This window comes from Sphingorhabdus sp. EL138 (assembly GCF_945882965.1).
Taxonomy (GTDB): Bacteria; Pseudomonadota; Alphaproteobacteria; order Sphingomonadales; family Sphingomonadaceae; genus Sphingorhabdus_B.
The window spans coordinates 1-21,884 of the sequence record NZ_CAMCWY010000007.1; the positions used below are offsets into that span (position 1 = coordinate 1).

Annotated in this window: 18 protein-coding genes, 1 tRNA gene and 2 pseudogenes; 9 read left to right on the forward strand and 12 right to left on the reverse strand. The window is 56.0% G+C overall.

From position 1 onward, the window contains the following. The 8 genes and pseudogenes from Q0N43_RS04305 to msrA all read left to right on the forward strand — a co-directional run. Window positions 1-297 (forward strand): annotated as a pseudogene (locus Q0N43_RS04305) (S-(hydroxymethyl)glutathione dehydrogenase); the annotation flags it as partial. Window positions 298-315: 18 nt separating this feature from the next. Beyond that, window positions 316-696 (forward strand): VOC family protein, encoded by a 381-nt coding sequence (locus tag Q0N43_RS04310; protein ID WP_295443039.1) that lies wholly within the window; start codon window positions 316-318, stop codon window positions 694-696. 13 nt (window positions 697-709) lie between these two features. Beyond that, window positions 710-1,216, forward strand: a complete 507-nt coding sequence (locus tag Q0N43_RS04315) for a prolyl-tRNA synthetase associated domain-containing protein (RefSeq protein ID WP_295443041.1) — start codon at window positions 710-712, stop codon at window positions 1,214-1,216. Beyond that, the gene (gene fghA / locus Q0N43_RS04320; protein ID WP_295443044.1) at window positions 1,213-2,058 is read left to right on the forward strand and encodes an S-formylglutathione hydrolase; all 846 of its coding nucleotides are present in this window, start codon (window positions 1,213-1,215) and stop codon (window positions 2,056-2,058) included. Before Q0N43_RS04315 ends, fghA begins: the two co-directional genes overlap by 4 nt. Before the next feature lie 53 nt (window positions 2,059-2,111). Beyond that, window positions 2,112-2,185 (forward strand) — tRNA-Gly (locus tag Q0N43_RS04325). Between the two features lie 14 nt (window positions 2,186-2,199). Further along, the gene (pabB, locus tag Q0N43_RS04330) at window positions 2,200-3,945 is read left to right on the forward strand and encodes an aminodeoxychorismate synthase component I (protein WP_295443049.1); all 1,746 of its coding nucleotides are present in this window, start codon (window positions 2,200-2,202) and stop codon (window positions 3,943-3,945) included. An 86-nt stretch (window positions 3,946-4,031) separates the two neighbouring features. Continuing rightward, a complete protein-coding gene (locus Q0N43_RS04335) occupies window positions 4,032-5,234 on the forward strand; it encodes a pyridoxal phosphate-dependent aminotransferase (protein WP_295443293.1) in 1,203 nt (400 codons plus the stop codon). A gap of 187 nt (window positions 5,235-5,421) precedes the next feature. Further along, window positions 5,422-6,123, forward strand: a complete 702-nt coding sequence (gene msrA / locus Q0N43_RS04340; protein ID WP_295443052.1) for a peptide-methionine (S)-S-oxide reductase MsrA — start codon at window positions 5,422-5,424, stop codon at window positions 6,121-6,123. Here the strand turns inward: msrA and Q0N43_RS04345 are convergent. The 11 genes and pseudogenes from Q0N43_RS04345 to Q0N43_RS04395 all read right to left on the reverse strand — a co-directional run bounded on the left by Q0N43_RS04345 (window position 6,124) and on the right by Q0N43_RS04395 (window position 19,715). Continuing rightward, a pseudogene (locus tag Q0N43_RS04345) lies at window positions 6,124-6,749 on the reverse strand (trimeric intracellular cation channel family protein). Continuing rightward, window positions 6,749-8,158 carry a dihydrolipoyl dehydrogenase gene (lpdA, locus tag Q0N43_RS04350; RefSeq protein WP_295443055.1) on the reverse strand — a complete coding sequence of 470 codons (1,410 nt, stop codon included), beginning with the start codon at window positions 8,156-8,158 and terminating at the stop codon, window positions 6,749-6,751. Before lpdA ends, Q0N43_RS04345 begins: the two are co-directional and overlap by 1 nt. A gap of 12 nt (window positions 8,159-8,170) precedes the next feature. Then, a complete protein-coding gene (odhB, locus tag Q0N43_RS04355; RefSeq protein WP_295443059.1) occupies window positions 8,171-9,403 on the reverse strand; it encodes a 2-oxoglutarate dehydrogenase complex dihydrolipoyllysine-residue succinyltransferase in 1,233 nt (410 codons plus the stop codon). 10 nt (window positions 9,404-9,413) lie between these two features. Beyond that, window positions 9,414-12,245, reverse strand: a complete 2,832-nt coding sequence (locus Q0N43_RS04360) for a 2-oxoglutarate dehydrogenase E1 component (RefSeq protein WP_295443061.1) — start codon at window positions 12,243-12,245, stop codon at window positions 9,414-9,416. Window positions 12,246-12,395: 150 nt separating this feature from the next. Continuing rightward, entirely contained in the window at window positions 12,396-13,280 is an 885-nt protein-coding gene (gene sucD, locus Q0N43_RS04365; protein ID WP_295443064.1) for a succinate--CoA ligase subunit alpha, read from the reverse strand. A gap of 29 nt (window positions 13,281-13,309) precedes the next feature. Further along, window positions 13,310-14,272 (reverse strand): malate dehydrogenase, encoded by a 963-nt coding sequence (gene mdh / locus Q0N43_RS04370; protein WP_295443067.1) that lies wholly within the window; start codon window positions 14,270-14,272, stop codon window positions 13,310-13,312. Window positions 14,273-14,418: 146 nt separating this feature from the next. After that, the gene (locus Q0N43_RS04375) at window positions 14,419-15,807 is read right to left on the reverse strand and encodes a M20/M25/M40 family metallo-hydrolase (protein WP_295443069.1); all 1,389 of its coding nucleotides are present in this window, start codon (window positions 15,805-15,807) and stop codon (window positions 14,419-14,421) included. A gap of 24 nt (window positions 15,808-15,831) precedes the next feature. Continuing rightward, complete coding sequence (gene zapE, locus Q0N43_RS04380) at window positions 15,832-16,944, reverse strand: cell division protein ZapE (RefSeq protein ID WP_295443072.1); 1,113 nt, start codon at window positions 16,942-16,944, stop codon at window positions 15,832-15,834. An 86-nt stretch (window positions 16,945-17,030) separates the two neighbouring features. After that, window positions 17,031-17,483: a PaaI family thioesterase gene (locus Q0N43_RS04385; protein WP_366845945.1), complete on the reverse strand. Its 453-nt coding sequence runs from the start codon at window positions 17,481-17,483 to the stop codon at window positions 17,031-17,033. A 43-nt stretch (window positions 17,484-17,526) separates the two neighbouring features. Then, complete coding sequence (locus tag Q0N43_RS04390; RefSeq protein ID WP_295443075.1) at window positions 17,527-18,306, reverse strand: succinate dehydrogenase iron-sulfur subunit; 780 nt, start codon at window positions 18,304-18,306, stop codon at window positions 17,527-17,529. Window positions 18,307-18,377: 71 nt separating this feature from the next. Beyond that, window positions 18,378-19,715, reverse strand: a complete 1,338-nt coding sequence (locus tag Q0N43_RS04395) for a hemolysin family protein (protein ID WP_295443078.1) — start codon at window positions 19,713-19,715, stop codon at window positions 18,378-18,380. Between the two features lie 151 nt (window positions 19,716-19,866). Here Q0N43_RS04395 and Q0N43_RS04400 point away from each other — a divergent pair, with 151 nt between their 5' ends. After that, window positions 19,867-20,526 (forward strand): OmpA family protein, encoded by a 660-nt coding sequence (locus Q0N43_RS04400; protein ID WP_295443080.1) that lies wholly within the window; start codon window positions 19,867-19,869, stop codon window positions 20,524-20,526. A gap of 13 nt (window positions 20,527-20,539) precedes the next feature. On the opposite strand, the gene Q0N43_RS04405 is transcribed toward Q0N43_RS04400, so the two are convergent. Next, window positions 20,540-21,763 (reverse strand): FAD-dependent monooxygenase, encoded by a 1,224-nt coding sequence (locus Q0N43_RS04405; protein WP_295443083.1) that lies wholly within the window; start codon window positions 21,761-21,763, stop codon window positions 20,540-20,542. Window positions 21,764-21,884 lie beyond the last annotated feature (121 nt).

The window sequence follows — 21,884 nt, forward strand, 5'->3', positions numbered from 1 at the left end:
ACCGCGCTTGAGGCCTGCCATCGTGGCTGGGGCACGAGCATCATCATTGGTGTGGCCGAGGCAGGCAAGGAAATTGCGACGCGTCCGTTCCAGTTGGTAACGGGCCGCAACTGGCGCGGCACAGCCTTTGGCGGGGCCAAGGGCCGGACTGATGTGCCAAAGATTGTCGATATGTACATGACCGGCAAGATCGAGATTGACCCAATGATCACGCATGTCATGGGTCTGGAAGAGATCAACAAAGCGTTTGAATTAATGCATGCGGGGACAAGCATCCGCAGCGTAGTAGTGTTTTAATCAAAAGGAGAAACGGATATGTTTAGTCACATGATGGTCGGCAGCAATGATATTGCCCGTTCAAAGAAATTTTACGACGCAACCTTTGCTGCCATGGGCGGAAAGCCAGGGATCGAAGACCCTAAGGGCCGTTTGATCTATATGCACAATGGATCGCTGTTTCTTGTCACACCGCCAATCGACGGCAATCCGGCAACGCACGGCAATGGCTCCACGGTCGGTTTTGCTATGACCCCGGACCAAGCCAATGCATGGCATGAGGCGGGCGTCGACAATGGCGGCGTGGCGATTGAAGATGCGCCCGGCATCCGCGAAGGCAACGGCATGAAAATGTACCTCGCCTATTTGCGCGATCCCGATGGCAACAAGCTGTGCGCCTTGCACCGCGTCACGGACTAATAAGACTAACGCTATGACCGATGCCGAAGCGCAGCTTTATACAGACCTAGCCGCGCTCGGCGTCGCCTATAAAGTCCATGAACATCCTGCGGTGTTTACCGTGACCGAGAGTGCCGCGCATAATGATTCCATTCCCGGGGCGCATACCAAGAACCTGTTCCTGAAGGATAAGGCGGGGGATTATTATCTCGTGACCGTTCCGGCCGAAGCGCGTGTCGATCTAAAGGCGTTGCCTGCTGCGGTTGGGTGCGGCCGCGTCAGCTTTGGCAAGGCAGAGGATATGGAGCGCCTGCTGGGCATCACGCCCGGTTCCGTCACGGCTTTGGCTGCGATCAACGATGTTGCTGGCGCAGTGCGCTTCGTCCTTGACGCATCGTTAATGGATGCCGAGCTTATCAATTGCCACCCGCTGCGTAACAATGCCACCCTTGGGCTTGCGCTCGATGACCTTGTGCGGGCGCTGACCTTTTGGCGCCACCCACCGTTGATCAAACCTATCCCGATATTGGAGCCAGCATGACCATAGAAACTATCTCCACCAACATTGCCTTTGGCGGCGTCCAAGGCGTGTATCGCCACGCCTCTGCGGCAACGGCTACCGACATGACATTTTCGGTCTATGTGCCTCCACATGAAGAGGGCGCATTGCTGCCCATCGTCTGGTTTCTGTCGGGCCTGACGTGCACTCATGCCAATGTGACCGAGAAGGGCGAATTTCGCCGTGCGTGTGCGGAACTTGGTTTGATCTTTATCGCGCCAGACACCAGCCCGCGTGGCGAAGGCGTTGCCGACGATCCGGAAGCCGCCTATGATTTCGGCCTTGGCGCTGGCTTTTACGTTGATGCGACACAAGCGCCATTCGATCAGCATTACCGGATGCGCGATTATATCGAAAATGAACTACCCGCCATCATTGCAGCGCATTTTCCCGCCGATATGCAGCGGCAAGCGATTATGGGGCATTCCATGGGCGGACATGGCGCGTTGACCATAAGTTTGCGGAACCCTGGGCGGTTCCGGTCAACATCCGCGCTTGCGCCTATCGTGTCGCCCTTGAACTGTCCCTGGGGTGAAAAGGCGCTGGGTGGTTATATCGGGCAAGACCGAGCCCATTGGCGCGCGTATGACAGCGTCGCGTTGATTGCGGATGGCGCGCGCTTGCCTGACCTTTTGGTCGACCAAGGGAGTGACGACAATTTCTTAGAGGCACAACTCAAAACGCATTTGCTTACCGAGCAGTGCGCAGCCGTTGGTCAACCAGCGACCATCCGCATGCAGCCAGGATATGACCACAGCTATTATTTCATCTCGACCTTCATGGGCGCACATCTTACTTGGCATGCTGAACGCTTGAAAGGCTAGGATTTTGGGCATTGGCAAAATCCTATCTAGCGGGTTAAAGTGCCCAATGTCGTGCGGGTGTAGCTCAATGGTAGAGCAGCAGCTTCCCAAGCTGAATACGGGGGTTCGATTCCCCTCACCCGCTCCATCGACACCCACCGCATGATCCCTAAAGAGGGGCCTTTCGTTCTGCTTGATGATGCGCGAACGCATGGTGCATCACCTGCACGGCTTTATACAAATCCGGTTGAAGTCCTGACCGCTTATGATGCTGACGCGCTAATTGCGCTACTCGTCTCGCTTCGGCAAGCGCAGCGAGAAGGCCTGCATGCGGCCGGATTTTTCGGCTATGCGGCTGGCGCACACCTTTTGCCCAGCCTGGCACGTGCGCCATCTGGATTGCTGGCATGGTTTGGATTATTCCAGAATTTCAGTACTATAGACACTGACGTTGTGACGTCCTTGTTACCCGACCCCGTTGGCACGTGGTTGTCTGAACTTCGTCCGGGCATATCGCGCGACGACTATAGCCGGGCCTTTGCCACGGTGCAGGAATATATCCGTGCCGGGGATATTTATCAGGCCAATCTGACTTTCCCGCTGACGGCGGATTACGCTGGCGATCCGCTCGCATTATATGCTGCGTTGCGCGCGCGTGCGCGGGCCGGCTATGGGGGGGTGATCTGGACCGGGCAGACACATTATCTGTCTTTCTCACCGGAGCTGTTTTTTGCGTTGAAAGACAAAAGGATAACGACCAAGCCCATGAAGGGGACGGCGCAGCGGTCGACCGATCCGGTGGCGGATGCACAGGCTGCCGCGCATTTGCGTATGGATCCAAAGCAACGGGCCGAGAATCTGATGATTGTTGATCTGTTGCGTAATGACGTATCGCGCGTGTGCACGGCGGGCAGCGTTAAGGTACCCGAGCTTTTCCATGTTGAAAGCTATCCCACGGTGCACCAGATGACCTCTACGGTCACCGGAGTGCTAGCCGACGGACATGATGCCATTGACGTCATAAAGGCTTTGTTTCCCTGTGGCTCGATCACCGGGGCACCGAAAATCCGCGCCATGCAAGTCGTCGAAGAGGTCGAAGCTGCGTCACGTGGCATATATTGCGGCTCCATCGGTCGGATAGATGACAATGGCGACGCCGCATTCAACGTCGCTATTCGGACATTTACGGTGTGTGAAGAAACAAAGTCCCTCTCGCTTGGCTTAGGATCCGGAGTGGTAGCCGATTCCATCGAAGCAGATGAATGGGCCGAATGTTTGGCCAAGGGGGATTTCGCTAAATTGGAAAATCATGGTTTTGATCTCATCGAAACGATGCGGTTTGAGCCTATGGCGGGTATCTTGCGGCTGGAGGATCATCTTGAACGGATGAAATTCAGCGCGGCTTCCTTTGGCTTCGAATTTGACCGGCACGAACTGCGCAACCGCTTGCATGCGAGTGTTTTCCACCTCGACCGTCTCTCCAAAATTCGCCTGATGGCATCGCGGCATGGCGCACAGGCAGTTGAGATTTGGCCGTTGAAAGATGTAACCGAGTGGCGGGTTGCTGTAGTCCCGTTGCCCGTCGATGCGGTTGATTTCCGGCTACGGCATAAAATTTCCGACCGCGCCTTTTACGATGAAGCGCGCACATCACGGCCAGATTGCGATGAAGTGGTTTTTGTGGGCAGCGATGGCTTGCTGACCGAAGGCAGCATCACCGCCATATTTGTCGAGCGCGATGGCAAGTTGTTGACCCCGCGACTGGAAACAGGCCTGCTGCCCTCGATATTGCGTCGTGAACTGCTTGCCTCGGGCAAGGCGGAAGAAGCTGACCTGAGGATAGAGGATCTGTCTGATGGATTTTGGGTCGGTAACAGTGTGCGCGGATTAATCAGAGCTAGGTCCTGACCCTAATAGGGTTGCGTAACTTTTGACGAGCCATTAGGGGCAGACACGCAATTTCTGTTCAATAATTCCGCGAAAGTATGATGATGATTGACCATCTGTCGGCTGCCCTAGGGCGGATTGCTCCTTCTGCGACGCTTGTCATGTCGGGGCGTGTCATTGACCTGAAATCGCAAGGGATTGATGTCATCGGGCTGTCCGCTGGAGAGCCTGATTTTGACACGCCAGACTTTGTCAAGGATGCCGCAATTCAGGCGATCCGTGACGGCATGACAAAATATACTGCCGTCGACGGCATCGCGCCGCTTAAGCAAGCGATCATCGCCAAGTTTAAGCGCGACAACAATATCGATTATACGCCAAAGCAGATCACCGTAAACTCGGGCGGCAAGCACACCTTGTTCAATGCGCTTGTCGCCACCATTGATGTTGGTGACGAAGTTATCATCCCCGCGCCATATTGGGTGAGCTATCCCGACATTGTGCAATTTGCCGGCGGCACACCCGTTATCGTCATGGCAACTGCCGCGCAGGATTACAAAATCACGCCGGAGCAGCTTGATGCTGCAATCACGCCAAATACGCGCTGGCTGATCTTAAATTCGCCATCGAACCCAACCGGTGCGGCGTATGATGCCGAGGAACTCAAAGCGCTTGGTGCCGTGTTGCTAAAACATCCACATGTCATGCTGCTGTCCGACGATATGTATGAGCATATCTGGTACGCGCTCAAGCCGTTTGCGACGATGCTTCAGGTCTGTCCAGACCTGTACGACCGCACGCTCACCATGAATGGCGCATCCAAATCTTATGCAATGACGGGTTGGCGGATTGGCTATGCAGGCGGCCCGGCGTGGCTCATTAAGGCCATGGCCGATTTGCAATCGCAATCGACCAGCAACCCTTGCTCGATCAGCCAATATGCTGTCTTGGCGGCGTTGAACGGCCCGCAAGATTTCCTGCGCGAACGGAACACGGCCTTCCGCGAACGTAGGGACATTGTGGTGGGGATGCTTAACGATGCGCCGGGGCTAAGCTGCCCGACTCCGCAAGGTGCCTTCTACGTCTATCCAGACGCGTCGGGCGTGATGGGTAAGAAAACACCGCAGGGTAAAATCATTCAAACTGACGCTGATCTCATCGATTATTTCCTCGACGAATATCGCGTTGCCGCGGTGCATGGTGGGGCGTTTGGTTTATCGCCGGGTTTCCGGATTTCTTATGCCACATCGGCGGACATTTTGAAGGAAGCATGCCTGCGTATTCAAACCGCCTGCGCCGCCCTGATCTAAGCGCGCCAAATAGGGGCAATGGAACGCGTTAAGCTGCGCTTCATCCTACCTCTGCTTGAAACCTTTGGGACCTCAAGTGCGTATCTGCTGCGGCTTGTAAATTGGGCACCCGAAAAGAGAGATAAAAGATGGACGGCATTTTCCACTTTCTGCGCTCGGACTTGGCCCTGCGCCTTTTGGGCGCATCATGAAAAAGAGTCGCAAATCGCCAAAGCGCATTTTTCTTACGCTGAACATTGGGTTGCTGTTGGGAATGGCCGCGGCATGCGGATCAAACATCGGCGCGCCAATCGGTAGCGCCCATGCGACTGAGGGTATTGCGATATCTGCGCCCGCCACACGCATCACGGAACCAAAGGCGCAGCAAGTGGCGGTGTTTGCTGGCGGCTGCTTTTGGGGCGTGGAGGCTGTATTTGAACGTGTGAAGGGCGTTACACGCGTCGAGTCTGGCTATTCAGGCGACACCAAAGCGACAGCGGATTATAATCTTGTCAGTGCCGGGCGGACGAAGCACGCGGAGTCGGTACGGATTTATTATGACCCGGCGCGCGTTAGCTATAATGATTTGCTGCACATATTCTTTTCAGTGGCACATGACCCGACGCAATTGAATCGTCAGGGACCTGACCGAGGCAAGCAATACCGGACGGCTATCTTTCCCGCCAATGCTGCGCAGAAAAATGCCGCACGCACCTATATCGCACAACTGGGTAAGGCGTCGTATTGGAAGAAGCCCATCGTTACCAAGATTGAGCCCTTCAGTTTCTATCCTGCAGAATCTTACCATCAGGACTTCATGGTGAAGAACCCGCGCCACCCGTATATTGTGCAGTGGGACAAGCCGAAAATTGCCAATCTTAACCGGCTATTTGCAAGTCGCGCTCGCTAATCAGCCGCGATAGGCGGGGATGGCCCAGCCTTTCCAAATGGCCATGGCGCGTAAGGCAAAGCCTGCAAGCGCGCTGATCCCGGCAGCTGGCAACACTTCTATGTTTAGATAAATCAATAGTCCGAAAAGGCCCGAGGCAAGCGCCGCCGCCGTCACATAGATTTCAGGTTTAAGCAAAATGGAAGGCTCACCCGCCAAGACATCACGGATGATGCCGCCAACACAGGCGGTGATGCCGCCCATCATCATTGCGGGCAATAAAGGCACGCCAAGGGTGAGCGTTTCCAAGTGCCAAACACTGCGTAAATCGCGATACCAACAGCGTCGAACCAGTCGAGCGCGCGGTCGTTCCAGACAGTGCGCGGTGTGACCCAGACTAGCCCTGCCGTGATCAGACAGGTGGCGGCAAAGCGCCAATCCTGTACCCAAAATACCGGCGCACCAATCAACAGGTCACGCACGGTTCCGCCGCCAGCACCGGTAATCAGCGCGAAGAAGGAAAAGGTGACAAGTGTCTGCTTGCGTTGCGCTGCTGCCAGTGCACCGGATGCCGCAAAAACAGCGATACCAAATAGGTCGAGCCCTGAAATCATGGCCGGGGCCATCTGGACCGTTTGCGGCACCATTACATATGGATCGGCTTGCCAGTCACCGCCATCGCCGCTTCCTTCAAGGCTTCGGCATGTGTTGGATGCGCGTGGCAGGTATAGGCAATATCTTCTGATGTTGCGCCAAATTCCATCGCAGTACACGCTTCGGCAATCATGGCTCCGGCAATCGACGCAATGATGTGGACGCCCAAAACACGGTCGGTTTTCGCATCCGCAATGACCTTCACAAAACCATCGGTGTCGCGGTTAGTCTTTGCCCGGCTATTCGCCATCATCGGGAATTTACCGACCTTGATCTCGTCACCTGACGCAGCCGCTTTTTCCTTGGCTTCTTCTTCGGTCAAGCCAACGCTCGCAATTTCCGGATAGGTATAGACCACGCTCGGAATGACGTCATGGTTGACGATTCCCGTCAGGCCAGCGATATATTCTGCTGCCGCAATGCCTTCATCCTCTGCCTTGTGCGCAAGCATTGGGCCGGGGCAGACATCACCCACGGCATAGATGCCCGGAACACGTGTCTGGAAATCATGGCCAATCTCAATTTGGCCACGCGCGTTGACCGTCAGCCCTGCTTTGTCCAGCGCAAGGCCGTCTGTCTTCGCGCGGCGTCCAATGGCGACAAGCACGCAATCGGCTTCGATGGTTTCACTGGCACCGCCTGCCGATGGTTCAACGGTCAATGTGGCAGTTCCGCGATTGACGGTTGCGCCCGTGACCTTTGTAGCCGTGCGGATGTTGAAGCCCTGTTTCTTGAAAATCTTGGCCGCTTCCTTGCGTACTTCGCCGTCCATGCCGGGCAAAATCTGGTCAAGATATTCAACCACGGTGACTTGTGCGCCGAGGCGCAGCCATACGCTGCCAAGCTCAAGGCCAATAACCCCACCGCCGATCACCACCAAATGTTTTGGAACCTTTGGCAAGGCAAGCGCGCCAGTGGAATCGACGATGACTTTCTGGTCAATCATGACGCCCGGCAATGTCATGACCGAGGAACCTGTTGCGATCATGATATTTTTTGCGGTGTAGCTTTTACCAGCAACATCCAAGCTGTTAGCCGATGTGAATGCCGCTTTGCCTTTAAGCCAATCGACCTTGTTCTTCTTAAACAGAAATTCGATACCGCCAGTCAGCTCGCCAACCGCCTTCGCCTTTTCGGCATGCATTTGGTCGAGGTTAAGCGATACGCCCGTAAAGTCGATACCGAATTTCGTCAGCGAACCTGATTGCGCTTCATGAAACATTTCTGAGGCATGCAGCAATGCCTTGGATGGAATGCATCCGACGTTCAGGCATGTGCCGCCCAATGTTTCCCGGCTTTCAACGCATGCCGTCTTCAGCCCCAATTGTGCAGCGCGGATTGCGGCGACATAGCCGCCCGGACCCGCGCCAATAACGATCAGGTCGTAATCATGTTCTGCCATGGATCAGGCTCCTTAAAGGTCGATCAACAACCGGGTCGGGTCTTCAATCGCCTCTTTGACGATCTTCAGGAAGGTAACAGCTTCGCGGCCGTCGATGAGGCGGTGGTCATAGCTTAACGCCACATACATCATTGGGCGCACCACGACCTGCCCGTCGCGCACAACTGCGCGGTCTTCGATACGGTGTAGGCCAAGCACTGCCGATTGCGGGGGGTTGATGATCGGGGTCGACATCAGGCTGCCGAACACACCGCCATTTGAAATGGTGAAGGTGCCGCCGGACATGTCGTCCATCGTCAAGGTGCCGGCCTTCGCCTTTGCGCCAAAGTCGCCGATGGCCTTTTCAATTTGCGCGAAGCTCATGGCGTCCGCATTGCGCACGACAGGCACCACAAGGCCGTTGGGTGCGCTGACTGCGACCGATACATCAAGGTAATTGTGATAGACGATTTCATCGCCTTCAATCTTTGCATTGACCGAAGGGACATCGCGTGCGGCCAAGGCTACGGCTTTGGTGAAAAAGCCCATGAAGCCCAAGCGTACGCCATGCTTCTTTTCAAACAGATCTTTGTAGGTCGCGCGTGCTTCCATCACCGCTGACATATCAACATCGTTGAACGTTGTCAGCAACGCGGCGGTGTCTTGCGCGGACTTCAGGCGCTTGGCGATGGTCTGACGCAGACGTGTCATCTTCACGCGCTCTTCCTGACGCGCGCCTGTTGCTTGCGTTGTTGGCGCAGCAGTGAAGGCTGCGTCGGCAGATGGCGCAGGCGCGCCCTTGGCGGCAGCCACAACATCTTCCTTTGTCAGGCGACCGTCTTTGCCCGTACCTTTGATCTTGCTTGGGTCAATGCCAAGTTCCAACACAAGGCGGCGCACAGCGGGCGAGAGGGGCAGGTCGCTATTTTCTGTTTCGGCGGCAGGCGCAGCGATGGTTGCCACCGCAGGCGCGACTGCCGCTACAGCCATAGCGGGAGCAGGGGTCGCAACAGGTGCGGTGGCACCGGTTCCGGCATCGATTGATCCGATGACTGCGCCTACATTGACGGTCGCACCTTCTTCAACGGCATAAGCGCCCATGATGCCTGCAACGGGCGATGGCACCTCAACCGCAACCTTGTCCGTTTCAAGGCTGGCGATCGGTTCATCGATAGCTACCGCCTCGCCCGGTTTCTTCAACCATTGACCAAGCGTTGCTTCAGTGATGGACTCGCCCAATACGGGGACTTTAACTTCAGTGCTCATAATCTAATCCTCACGAGGATGGAGGGGTGATTGGTTTCGTGCCGCCTGAACGCTGACGGCGGATTTCTTCGCGGACATTTTGGCCTAATGCTTCAGCAACCAATGCGGCTTGCTCGGCCTGATGGCGCTTTGCAAGACCGGTTGCCGTCGCGGCTGCGGCCCTGCGTCCGGCGTAACGGGCGCGGGTGGGGCCAACATTGGCTTCTGCAAGGCATTCTTCCAGATGAGGATCGACAAACGTCCAGCTTCCGGCGTTGCGCGGCTCTTCCTGTGCCCAAACGAGCTCTTCCAAATTGGTCATACGCTTTAGGCGCACAATTAACGGCTCTGTCGGAAACGGATATAGCTGCTCAATCCGCACGATGCTGGTATTTTTGTCACCCGATGCGTCGCGGGCTTCCATCAGGTCATAGGCGACCTTTCCAGAGCATAATATCAGTCGCTTCACGTCCTTGTCGGCAGGGGCATTCGTATCGGACAAGATCCGCATGAAGTGGCTTTCGCCTTGGAAATCTGAGGCCTTGGAAACCGCGAGCTTATGACGCAAAAGCGACTTTGGCGTCATGACGATAAGCGGCTTGCGGAATGGCCGCACCATTTGACGGCGCAGCAAGTGGAAATAATTGGCTGGCGTGGTACAATTGGCGACTTGGATATTGTCCTCGGCACATAATTGCAGGAAACGTTCCAACCGCGCGGAGCTATGCTCTGGGCCCTGGCCTTCATATCCATGCGGCAACAGCATCACCAGACCATTGGCGCGGAGCCACTTGGCTTCACCCGACGCAATAAACTGGTCGATCAACGTCTGTGCGCCATTCACGAAATCGCCAAACTGCGCCTCCCAAAGGACCAAAGTTTTCGGTTCCGCACCGGCATAGCCATATTCGAAACCCAACACGCCAAATTCGGACAAGGGGCTGTCGAGAATTTCAAACCGCCCATGTGGTAAGGTTGAAAGCGGCACATATTTTTCTTCGGTTGTCTGATCGACCCAAACACCGTGCCGCTGGCTGAAGGTGCCGCGGCCTGAATCCTGGCCAGACAAACGCACGCCATAACCTTCGGTCAGCAGCGACCCGAACGCAAGAGCTTCGCCCGTTGCCCAATCGAAATTCTCGCCAGAGATGAACATCGTTTTTTTGGCATCCAAAACACGGCTTAATGTCGGGTGGATGTTGTGGCCCTCGGGCACGGTTGTAAGCGTGCGGCCTAGACTGTCGAACAATTTGCGTGTCATGCCCGTTGGCACGTTACGCCGCGCCGTTTCGGGATCAGCGGGCTTGGATAGGCCTGACCAACGGCCCCCGAACCAATCGGCAGCGTTCGCTTTATAGTCTGCGGCGCTGGCAAATTCCTGCTCAAGCGCTTGGACAAAGCGCATGGCGTGTTCATTTGACCAATTGGCGTCGATCACGCCTTCGGCTTCAAGGCGTTGTGCGTAAAGAGCACTTACGGCCGGATGGTTCTTGATGACTTTATACATCAATGGCTGCGTGAAGCCGGGCTCATCGCCTTCATTATGGCCAAAGCGGCGGTAGCACCACATGTCGATGACGATGTCGCGGTGGAATGTTTGGCGGAATTCGATCGCGATCTTACACGCGAACGTCACCGCTTCGGGATCATCGCCATTGACGTGGAAAATAGGCGCCTGAACACCCTTTGCAACGTCGGAAGGATAAGGCGATGACCGCGCATATTGCGGGCTAGTGGTAAAACCGACTTGGTTATTGACGATGAAGTGCAAGCAACCACCCGTATTATATCCACGAATACCGGAGAAGCCGAGGCATTCCCACACAATGCCCTGGCCAGCAAAGGCGGCATCGCCATGCAGCAGAACGGGCAACACTTGCTCATGCTTGCCCAAGTCGTCACGCGCCGTCTGGTTGGCGCGCACCTTGCCCAAGACGACGGGGTTAACGGCCTCAAGGTGCGACGGGTTTGGAACCAGGCTCATATGCACCTTGATACCGTCAAATTCACGGTCGGTGCTGGTGCCGAGATGGTATTTCACATCGCCTGAACCACCGACATCATCGGGGTTGGCGCTGCCGCCGGAGAATTCGTGGAAGATGATGCGATAGGGCTTAGCCATAACGTTGGCGAGCACGTTCAAGCGGCCACGATGCGGCATGCCATAGACGATTTCACGCACGCCAAGCTGGCCACCATATTTGATAACAGCTTCCAGAGCCGGTATCATGGATTCGCCGCCATCAAGACCGAAACGCTTCGTCCCTACATATTTGCGGCCAAGAAATTTCTCATATTGCTCGGCTTCTATAACTTTACCCAAGATTGCCTTTTTGCCCTCGGGCGTGAACTGGATGGCCGCGTCCTTGCCTTCCATCCGTTCCTGCAGGAACCGGCGCTCTTCGACGTCGGAAATATGCATATATTCAAGGCCGACCGGCCCGCAATAATTGGCGCGCAGCGTATCGACCAGCTCGCGCACCGTAGTCCACTCAAGCCCAAGCGTGCCACCAACATAGACGCGCTTGTCAAGGTCGGCTCCGGAAAAACCGTGATATTCGGGTGTAAGGTCCGCAGGGATATCCTGTTTCGAAAGGCCAAGTGGATCAAGATTGGCGGCCAGATGCCCGCGCACCCGATATGTGCGCACCAGCATCATCGCGCGGATAGAATCGCTTGCTGCTGCAACCGCGTCGGCCTCCGCCATCGGCCTGCCCGCCGCCTTTGCCGCCGCTTTCACTTCGACCGCCATCTGCGTGGGGTCAAGCGACGCGGTCAAATCGTCGGTCGCTGACAATGGCCAGTCGGCACGTTCCCAGCTCGGCCCGCGTTCTATTTCGAAATCCTGGTTTTCTACGCCCATTTTTCTTCTCCAAATCCTCCCCGAACCGGGGAGGTGGCAGTCCGCAGGACTGACGGAGGGGCACTTGCGTTCAAGCTCTCGCTATTTGGCGGGTGCCCCACCCCCCTGCTGCGCATGGTCCCCCTCCCCGTGCCGGGGAGGAGTTAATGCTTAACCCTTCAACACCTCGACCAAGGTCTTGCCGAGCAAGGATGGCGATGGCGATACGCGGATGCCCGCGGCCTCCATTGCTGCAATTTTGCTTTCGGCGTCGCCCTTGCCGCCCGAAACGATTGCGCCAGCATGGCCCATACGGCGGCCTGGAGGTGCCGTGCGTCCGGCGATGAAACCAGCCATTGGCTTTTTGCGGCCCTTCTTCGCTTCGTCGATGAGGAATTGTGCAGCTTCTTCTTCTGCGCTGCCGCCTATTTCACCGATCATGATGATGGACTTGGTCGCATCATCGGCAAGGAACAGCTCAAGGCAATCAATGAAGTTGGTGCCGTTGACAGGGTCACCACCAATGCCAACCGCAGTGGTCTGGCCAAGGCCTTCTGCTGTGGTCTGGAACACGGCTTCATAAGTCAGCGTGCCTGAACGTGAGACGACGCCGACCGAACCCGCTGAGAAGATGCTACCGGGCATGATGCCGATTTTGCATTCGTTCGGTGTCAAAATGCCGGGGCAGTTTGGACCAATCAGGCGCGATTTCGAACCCGAAAGCGCACGCTTTACCTTCACCATGTCAAGCACCGGAATGCCTTCAGTGATGCAGACGATTAACGCAATTTCTGCGTCAATGGCTTCAAGGATTGAATCCGCAGCAAAGGGTGGCGGTACATATACGACCGAGGCGTCTGCGCCTGTGGCTTCCTTCGCCTCAAGCACAGTGTCGAACATCGGCAGGCCGATATGCGTCGCTCCGCCCTTGCCGGGGGTTACCCCGCCAACCATTTGCGAGCCATAAGCCAGCGCCTGTTCGGTGTGGAAAGTACCCGTTGCGCCGGTCATGCCCTGCGTGATGATTTTAGTATTTTTATTGACGAGGATGCTCACAAACGTCTCCTGAATTCTTTGGGTTGCACTTAGTTCAGCGACGGGTCGATGGCCTTACACGCCACCAGAAGTTCCTTCACCGCATCTACGCTAACGGCAAGGTTGGATTTGGCTTCGTCGTCGAGAGCGATCTCGACAATCTTCTCAACGCCGCCTGCGCCGATTATGACCGGTACACCGACATAGAGATTGTCGATGCCATATTGGCCAGTCAAGTGGACTGCCGCGGGCAGGACGCGTTTTTGGTCGTATAGATAGGCTTCGGCCATTGCTATGCCGCTGGTCGCGGGAGCGTAGTACGCGGAACCGGTCTTGAGCAAGGCGACGATTTCGCCCCCCCCGCTGCGCGTGCGTTGCACGATGGCGTCAATGCGTTCTTGCGTGGACATGCCCATCGCAATCAGGTCAGGCACCGGTATGCCCGAGACGGTTGAGTATTGAATGACAGGGACCATCGTGTCGCCATGGCCGCCGAGCACGAAGCTTGTGACGTCCTTGACCGACACTTGGAACTCATCGGCGAGGAAATGGCTGAAACGTGACGAGTCCAGCACGCCGGCCATGCCGACGACCATGTGGTGCGGCAGGCCCGAAAATTCGCGCAATGCCCATACCATCGCATCAAGCGGGTTGGTGATGCAGATGACAAATGCGTTTGGCGCGTTGGCAGCGATGCCTTCGCCGACCGCCTTCATCACCTTCAGGTTGATGCCAAGCAAATCGTCGCGGCTCATGCCAGGCTTACGGGCGACACCAGCGGTGACGATGATGACATCTGCGCCTGCGATATCGGCATAATCATTGGTGCCGGTGATTGTGGCGTCAAAACCTTCCACCGGGCCGCATTGCGACAGATCGAGTGCCTTGCCTTGAGGAACGCCTTCAACAACGTCGAAAAGGACGATGTCGCCAAGGCCCTTTAATGCTGCGAGATGTGCGAGGGTGCCGCCGATATTACCGGCGCCGATGAGTGCAATTTTCTTGCGAGCCATGAAAAACTGTCCTTCCCTTAGGGCTTTTTAGCGGAATTAACGCGGCGTTACGCCGAATCGATGTGGATAACAACCCAATAAAGGTTCAAAATAAAGGTTTTTGTGATAACAGTTCGCAATAGCGTTAGTGGGCGGAAGTGTAGCCGTTAGGTGCCAGCTACCCGCCGCAACATCTCCATCCAGATGGGCACTTGACCGTGAAATCCTTCGGCCCAGACGCGTTCATCTAAACCATGTGCGCCTTCCCGCTGACCAACTATGCCCCAAAGGCCGCCAAAGCCGTAAACGGGGATGCCGGCGGCGCGTAAAAATGCGCCATCGGTTGCGCCAGCGGACTGAAACGGCAGAACGGGCGCATTGGGGAAGCGTGTGGCAACCGCCGCCCGATAGGCCTGCGTTATGTCGTCGCGCATGGGCGACGGTGCGGTTTCTGGGGTTTGTGATCCTTGAACCGCAGCAACAGTGACATCTGGTCCCGACAGCGCCTGCAACTGCTGCCGCACGTCTTCGATCTTCACACTGGGAAAAATTCGGCAGTTAACATTGGCTTCGGCCTTTTGCGGTAGGGCATTTGGTGCATGCCCACCCGACAGCATGGTCGCAACACAGCGTGTACGCGTGCCTCCGGGGTCCATGGTCTCTAGCAGGTCTGCGGTTTCGCGGTCCTGCGGGTCGGCCAGAAAGCGGCGTAGCAGTTCACCATATTGCCCGCTGTCACCCTTTGCGAGCATCTCGTAACTGGCACGCGTGGCGTCGTTGATCATGGCGGGGAACCGGTGCCGTTCAATCGCCGTCAAGGCATTGGCGAGCGCGTAGATGGCGTTATCAGGACGCGGCGCGCTGCTGTGCCCGCCACGGTTTATGGCGGTCAGTCTGAAATCGGCGTAGGTTTTCTCCGCAATCTGAATGCCGAAACCTTCAACGCGCCCATCGGGAAACACATACCCGCCACCTGCATCACCATTTAATGCATATTCGGCGTCAATCAGGTCGCGCCATTCACCCGCCGCCCGCCGGGCTCCATTGCCGACGGTTTCTTCGTCCCCGGTAAACAGAACGATGATGTCCCGCGTCGGCGCAAACTTCTCTGCGCGCAGATATTGCAGGGCAAGGACAATACCCGTCAAAGCGGCCTTATTATCATTCGAACCACGACCAAGATAATAGCCGCCTTCTTCGCGGAACTGGAACGGCGGATATTTCCAATCGCTTGCCTTGGCCGCAACGACGTCCATATGCGCCATCAGCAATATGGGCTTTTTGCCCGATGGCTTGGCTGCGGGCCAGCGCGCGATCAATGTCTGGGTGTTGTCATGATCTTTGACGATGACATTACTGATTCCCGCCTTGCGGAATTCTGACGTTAATAGGCTGGTCAGCTTTTTAAATTCCGCAGGCTGCCCCTCTACTGTCGGAATCTCGACAATCTTTGCAAACAGGTCACGCTCGGCTGCTTGCTGCGCATTTGGCGCTTGTGCGTTTGCAGTAGTGGTTAGCGCCAACAAGCCAGCAAATAATAACGTCTTCGGTCCCATCATCTCTCTCCCTTTTGCGATATGCTAACGCGGGCCATGCCCTTCCGCCAGATAATCCTCCGACTGCATTTCCATCAGGCGGGATACGGTACGGTCAAATTCAAACCGCCCGTCGCCTTTCGGGTATAAATGGTCTGGCTCCGCATCAGCGCTGGCCAGAAACTTTACCCGATATTCGTACAACGCATCGATCAACGTCACAAAGCGCGCAGCCTCATTGCGATTATGGGGTCCCAGAACGGGTATACCAACCATGATGACCGTATGGAAACGGCGCGCGATGGCAAGGTAATCCGCAGCGCCGCGTGCTTGGGCGCAGAGGCGCTTGAACGAGAATACCGCGATGCCTTTCAGCGCCTTTGGCACATGCAAAATACGTCCGCCGCCGACGTCCATTTCCAAGGTCGGCACATGCGCGCGGTCTTCGGGTGGATAGTCGGTCATCTTGAAAAAGGTTTGGGACAAGGCTGCCGTTGCCGCAGGGCCATTGGGCAGGAGCCAGATTTGAGCGCTCCCCAATCGATCGCGTCGGTAATCGGTTGGCCCATCTAGCGCGACGATATCCAGGCTTTCCTTCACAAGCGCGATGAAGGGCAGAAACAATTGCCGGTTAAGGCCATCTTTATACAGATAATCGGGGTGACGGTTCGATGTGGTCACTACGGTAACACCTGCCGCAATCAGGCCGGAAAAGAGTCGCGACATTATCGCTGCGTCGGCCATATTGTTCACGACCATTTCATCAAAGCACAACAACCGCACTTCGTCGGCCAGCGCTGCGACGATTGGAGGAATCGGGTCGCCTTTTTCCTTCACACGCTCGGCCTTCAACCGCGCATGAATGTCGATCATGAATTCATGGAAGTGCACGCGGCGCTTATGCTGGATTTGCATACTGTCGAAAAACAGGTCCATCAGCATGGATTTACCACGTCCGACACCGCCCCAAAGGTAGAGCCCACGGGCAGGGTCAGGCTTTCGCCGCAGGAACCCCCAAATCGTGCCTCCACGCGATGGAACCGCCTCCAGCTCCGCTTGCACCTTGGCAAGTGCGGCGATTGCACGCGCCTGATCGGCATCCACTTTTAACTCGCCTGCGGCTACCAGCGCGTCATATCTATCGGTGACATTAGACATAAGCGACGCCATTTTGGATCACGCAGAGGCGCAGAGGACGCAGAGTCGACAGGCTACTCGTAGACTCCGCGCCCTCGCGTGAAAAATCATCTTTGGGTCGGCTTTCGGATGGTACCCGAAAAGGCAGCGACAGGCGATTCGCCCTGCATCACAATGCCACGCATGAACAATAGTCGGCCAGTTTCCTTAAGGAGCTCTACCTCTGCCTCAAGCGGTTCGCCGATGATGCCAGCGCCAATAAACTGCACGGAGAGGTCTAACGTGACCGCCGCGCCAGCCTCAATCAGGCCGAACATTCGGGACGCGCCGAACATGGCCACGTCGATAAAGCCCAGAGTAACCCCGCCATGCACCGCGTTGCGCAAATTGCTGTGCCGGTGTTCGGGGTACATACGCAAACGCGCCTTGCTATCCCCATCGCTGCGGACCAGCATTTTTCCAAGCACCGTGCCGTTATAACGGCTGGCGTCGGTCATCTGCCAGTTCAGCCAGCCCGGATTATCGGGGTCAGGGCTGCTGTCAAAAGCGGGTGTATCCAACGGCAATCCTAACCGATCAGGGCCTTATGGCGACTTGAAACGCCTACAGGTGGCGTTCAGCGACCATCTTTTTCGTTTCAGCAATGGCCTTCGCCGGGTTCAGGCCCTTGGGGCAGGCGTTGGCGCAGTTCATGATCGTGTGGCAACGATAGAGGCGAAAAGGATCTTCCAGCTCGTCGAGGCGCTCACCCGTCATTTCATCGCGGCTGTCGGCCAACCAGCGATAGGCTTGCAGCAAAATGGCTGGCCCTAAAAACTTGTCGCTGTTCCACCAATAAGAAGGGCAGCTGGTCGAGCAACATGCGCACAAGATGCACTCATACAGGCCGTCAAGCTTGGCGCGGTCCTCTGGTGACTGCAGGCGTTCCTTACCCGATGGTTCTGGCGTTACCGTTTGCAACCAAGGTTTGATCGACGCATATTGCGCGTAGAAATGCGTGAAGTCAGGAACAAGGTCCTTGATGACCTCCATATGCGGCAGCGGGGTTATGGTAACCTCGCTTTTGCAATCTTCAATCGCGGTGGTGCAGGCAAGGCCGTTTTTGCCGTCGATGTTCATCGAGCAAGAACCACAAATACCTTCGCGGCATGACCGACGGAAGGTCAGCGACGAATCCTGCTCACCCTTCATCTTGATCAGCGCGTCGAGCACCATTGGGCCGCAATTGTCGGTATCCACCTCAAACGTGTCGTACCGTGGGTTCTCCCCGCTATCGGGATCATAGCGATATACCTTGAATTTTTTGGTCTTACCGCTGGTGTTGGCGGCGTGAACAGTGCCCTTCTGGACTGTGCTGTTCTTGGGAAGAAAGAAATCGGCCATATCAATATCCTGTGGACGCTAACAACTTAGTATTCCGTATCGGCTTATGCCCTAACCAAGCGATTAAGCAATCACAAGCCCTCAACTGCGTCTTGTCTGATTGCCTTTTCTGCAAGTCGGACGCGCAGCTTGTCAATTTTGCGGCCATCCATGTCCACCACTTCAAAGCGCCAGCCTTGGTCTGTGAAAGCCTCCCCTTCAGAAGGCAAATGCCGCAATATGTGCAAAACATGTCCGGCCGCCGTCGCATAATCGCGATCTTCCGGCAGGTCGATGGATAATGCCTCGGCCATTGCATCGGCGGACATTGAACCAGATACCAGCATTGATCCGTCATCCAGAGTTATAATATTTGGCGCGCTGCCCTGTGCTTGGTCAGACGCGAATTCGCCCGCAATGGCAGCCAACAGGTCATTTGGCGTCACTATACCTTCGAAATGGCCATACTCATCATGCACCAAAAGCATTGGCACATCAGATGAGCGCAAAATTTCAAGCGCGTCCATGGCATCCAGCTGATCCGGAATGATCTCGGCACGGCGCATCAACCTGCGAATGTCGAGCGGTTCGCCGCGAATTTGCGCCGCGACGATGTCGCGTGATTGAACGACACCAATAATGTCGTCGCCATCTTCGCCCGTCACCGGCAGCCGCGTGTGCAGTGAATTCAACAGCGAATCGCGCACCGCTTCATCGGAGGCATCGGCAGAAATGCGGTCCACGTCGGTGCGCGGCGTCATGACTTCACGCACCGGCCGGTCGGCAAGACGAACAACACCTGCAATGACCTTATGCTCATGTTCCTCAATGATGCCTGCATGCGTGGCTTCAGCAAACACCATGCGCAATTCTTCAGCACTCAGCGCGTCGCGGGTGTCGCGGCGCAGCCCAAGCGTGCGAAAGATGGTCGCGCTCGATCTGTCGAGCGTCCACACGATTGGCGCAGTGATTCGCGCAAGCGACTCCATCGGGCCAGCCATGATAACGGCGATTCGCTCAGGCGCGATAAGCGCAAATTGCTTTGGCACAAGCTCGCCCACCACCAATGATGCATAGGTTGTGATGCTGATCACAATGCCAAAGCCCAAGGTTTCGGACCATTCAGGGTCAACGCCCAACGAGGCAATGCGCTCGGCGATTGGCGCGCCTAAGGTCGCCCCTGAATATGCGCCATTAATAATGCCGATCAGCGTGATGCCGATTTGCACTGTAGACAGGAATTTTCCGGGGTCGCGCCCCAATCGCAGCGCCGCTGACGCGCCGCGCTTGCCGTCTTCGGCCATGGCTTTTAACTTGGCTGTGCGTGCGGACACAATGGCGAGCTCCGACATGGCGAACACACCGTTTAAGGCGATAAGCGCCAATATCGTTGCGGCATCAAACCACGGGAAAGGGTCAAGAGGTTCCATAAGGACCTTTGCGCCATAATGCCCAAAATGGGTGTTTGGCAACAAAATGCGCAAAACTGCGTTATGGTGACATGATGCACCCGATAGAAATAATCATCGCAGGTTCATCATGGGTGCGGTTTAAACGGCGCCTTAGTTGAAAGGGAATATAATGAAAAAGAACCAGACGATATCGCTGATACTGCTGACGGCAATGCTTCCATTGTCTGCGTGTGTGACGGATCCTGAAACTGGGAACCGCACTATTTCTAAGGCCGCTATTGGCGGCGTTGGTGGGGCATTGGGCGGCTATCTGCTTGGCGACCTGATCGGTGGACGTCGCGACCGCACGGAAAAGATCGTGGGCGCTGGAATTGGCGCATTGGCAGGTGCCGGCGTCGGCTATTATATGGACGAACAAGAAAGAAAGCTGCGTGCGCAGACCGCTGGCACAGGAATCAATGTCATTCGCGACGGCAACAATCTTGTCCTTGATATACCATCAGAAATCACCTTTGGCGTCGATAGCTCGAACATCGATGCTGGCTTTCGTAATACGCTTGATCAGGTAGCGTCGACACTGACACAATATGAAAAAACCTATGTCGATGTCATGGGCCACACAGATTCTACCGGATCGGACGCCTATAATCAGGCATTGTCCGAACGCCGTGCCTCTGCGGTTGCCGATTATTTGTCGTCACGCGGTGTACAATCCGCGCGCTTGGCAACCCGTGGTTATGGCGAGAGCCAGCCAAAGGCGAGCAACCTTGATGCAGCGGGGCGTTCGGCCAACCGCCGCGTTGAAATCCGACTTGTTCCGGTAACGTAAGTATATTCAAGTTTTAGACCGCAACACCCTGTAGCATTTTGGGCAACGCGCCGCTTTCGCCTCGCGCCTCGGCCATGAAAAAGGCCTTGGCCGGGGCAGCGCGTTGCACCATCGCCATCCCAAAGCGCCGCACCGCCGATGCGGTTTTGCCGGGAATGGAAAACAACCGGTTCAGCCCGTCTGTCGAAACCGCGATCAGCAACGTGTCGATACTGCGCCAGCGGCCATAACGATCAAGCAACTGCGCATCACCAAAGTCGAGACCAAGCCGCATGCCGTCCACCAGCACTTCAGTTAACGCCGCGACATCGCGCAGGCCAAGATTCAGCCCTTGCCCTGCAATGGGGTGAATGCCGTGCGCACTATCGCCGATCAGCACCATGCGTTCCGCCGAAATCGAAGCCGCATGGTGGAACCCCAGCTTGTAGGATGACAAAGGTGCGGACAATTCGACCTTGCCTAACAATCCGCCCATGCCCTTTTCCAATTCAGCCGCATAGCCGCGCGGGGATAGCTTTAGGTAGCCAGCAGCATCCTTGGATTCAACGGACCAGACAAGCGCCGAACGGTGGCGGCCATGTTCGTCATCCAACATGGGCAGAACGGCAAAGGGCCCTGTGGGGTAAAAAATTTCATAGGCGATATTGTGGTGCGGTAGTTCATGAAAAATCGCGCCCACAATCGCGTGATGCGCATATTGCCAATGCGCAATGGGGATTCCGGCCTCTTCGCGGGTCTCACTCTTGCGGCCTTCGGCAACGATCATCAGGTCTGCGGTCAGCACTTTTCCATCTTGAAGCGTTACTGTCGCTGCGCCAGCATCCCGCGATTTATCGATGATGTTTGCGGGCATGTGCAGTTTGATTGCCGCATGTTCTTGCGCGGCTTTGTAAAGCACAGCGCGCAAATAACGGCTTTCAAACATCTGGCCTAAAAACCCATCATCTTCGGCTGGCGCGAAATCGAGTGACCCCGGTTTTAGCCCGTCGCTTACCCAGATCTTTTGAATAGGACATCCCTTGCCAGCCAAAGCGTCGCCAAGGCCCATCGCTTCAAATAATTTGCAGCTTGAGCTTGAGATCGCAAAGGTCCTGCCGTCAAAGCCCGCCTCTAACATGTTGGCCTGGTCTGCGCGATCAATGACATGGCTCGTAATGCCTTGTGCCGCCAGCGCCAGCGCTTGTGTGAGACCAATGAGGCCACCACCGATGATAATTACATCTGCCTTGTTTTTCATGTCCCCCTTATGGCCCAACAAAGCGCGGGATTCAAAGGAGGATTTTGACCGTATAAATCCATTCACGCGCCCCTTTTGCCCTGTAATACTTGACGAGGAGTCCGCTGACGCCGAAAAGGGG

Excerpts from the sequence above, each read along its gene's own strand:
- Q0N43_RS04310 (WP_295443039.1), top strand. The coding sequence starts at position 316 with ATGTTTAGTCACATGATGGTCGGCAGCAATGATATTGCCCGTTCAAAG.
- Q0N43_RS04315 (WP_295443041.1), top strand. The coding sequence starts at position 710 with ATGACCGATGCCGAAGCGCAGCTTTATACAGACCTAGCCGCGCTCGGC.
- fghA (WP_295443044.1), top strand. The coding sequence starts at position 1,213 with ATGACCATAGAAACTATCTCCACCAACATTGCCTTTGGCGGCGTCCAA.
- pabB (WP_295443049.1), top strand. The coding sequence starts at position 2,200 with ATGATCCCTAAAGAGGGGCCTTTCGTTCTGCTTGATGATGCGCGAACG.
- msrA (WP_295443052.1), top strand. The coding sequence starts at position 5,422 with ATGAAAAAGAGTCGCAAATCGCCAAAGCGCATTTTTCTTACGCTGAAC.
- lpdA (WP_295443055.1), bottom strand. The coding sequence starts at position 8,158 with ATGGCAGAACATGATTACGACCTGATCGTTATTGGCGCGGGTCCGGGC.
- odhB (WP_295443059.1), bottom strand. The coding sequence starts at position 9,403 with ATGAGCACTGAAGTTAAAGTCCCCGTATTGGGCGAGTCCATCACTGAA.
- Q0N43_RS04360 (WP_295443061.1), bottom strand. The coding sequence starts at position 12,245 with ATGGGCGTAGAAAACCAGGATTTCGAAATAGAACGCGGGCCGAGCTGG.
- mdh (WP_295443067.1), bottom strand. The coding sequence starts at position 14,272 with ATGGCTCGCAAGAAAATTGCACTCATCGGCGCCGGTAATATCGGCGGC.
- Q0N43_RS04375 (WP_295443069.1), bottom strand. The coding sequence starts at position 15,807 with ATGGGACCGAAGACGTTATTATTTGCTGGCTTGTTGGCGCTAACCACT.
- zapE (WP_295443072.1), bottom strand. The coding sequence starts at position 16,944 with ATGTCTAATGTCACCGATAGATATGACGCGCTGGTAGCCGCAGGCGAG.
- Q0N43_RS04390 (WP_295443075.1), bottom strand. The coding sequence starts at position 18,306 with ATGGCCGATTTCTTTCTTCCCAAGAACAGCACAGTCCAGAAGGGCACT.
- Q0N43_RS04395 (WP_295443078.1), bottom strand. The coding sequence starts at position 19,715 with ATGGAACCTCTTGACCCTTTCCCGTGGTTTGATGCCGCAACGATATTG.
- Q0N43_RS04400 (WP_295443080.1), top strand. The coding sequence starts at position 19,867 with ATGAAAAAGAACCAGACGATATCGCTGATACTGCTGACGGCAATGCTT.
- Q0N43_RS04405 (WP_295443083.1), bottom strand. The coding sequence starts at position 21,763 with ATGAAAAACAAGGCAGATGTAATTATCATCGGTGGTGGCCTCATTGGT.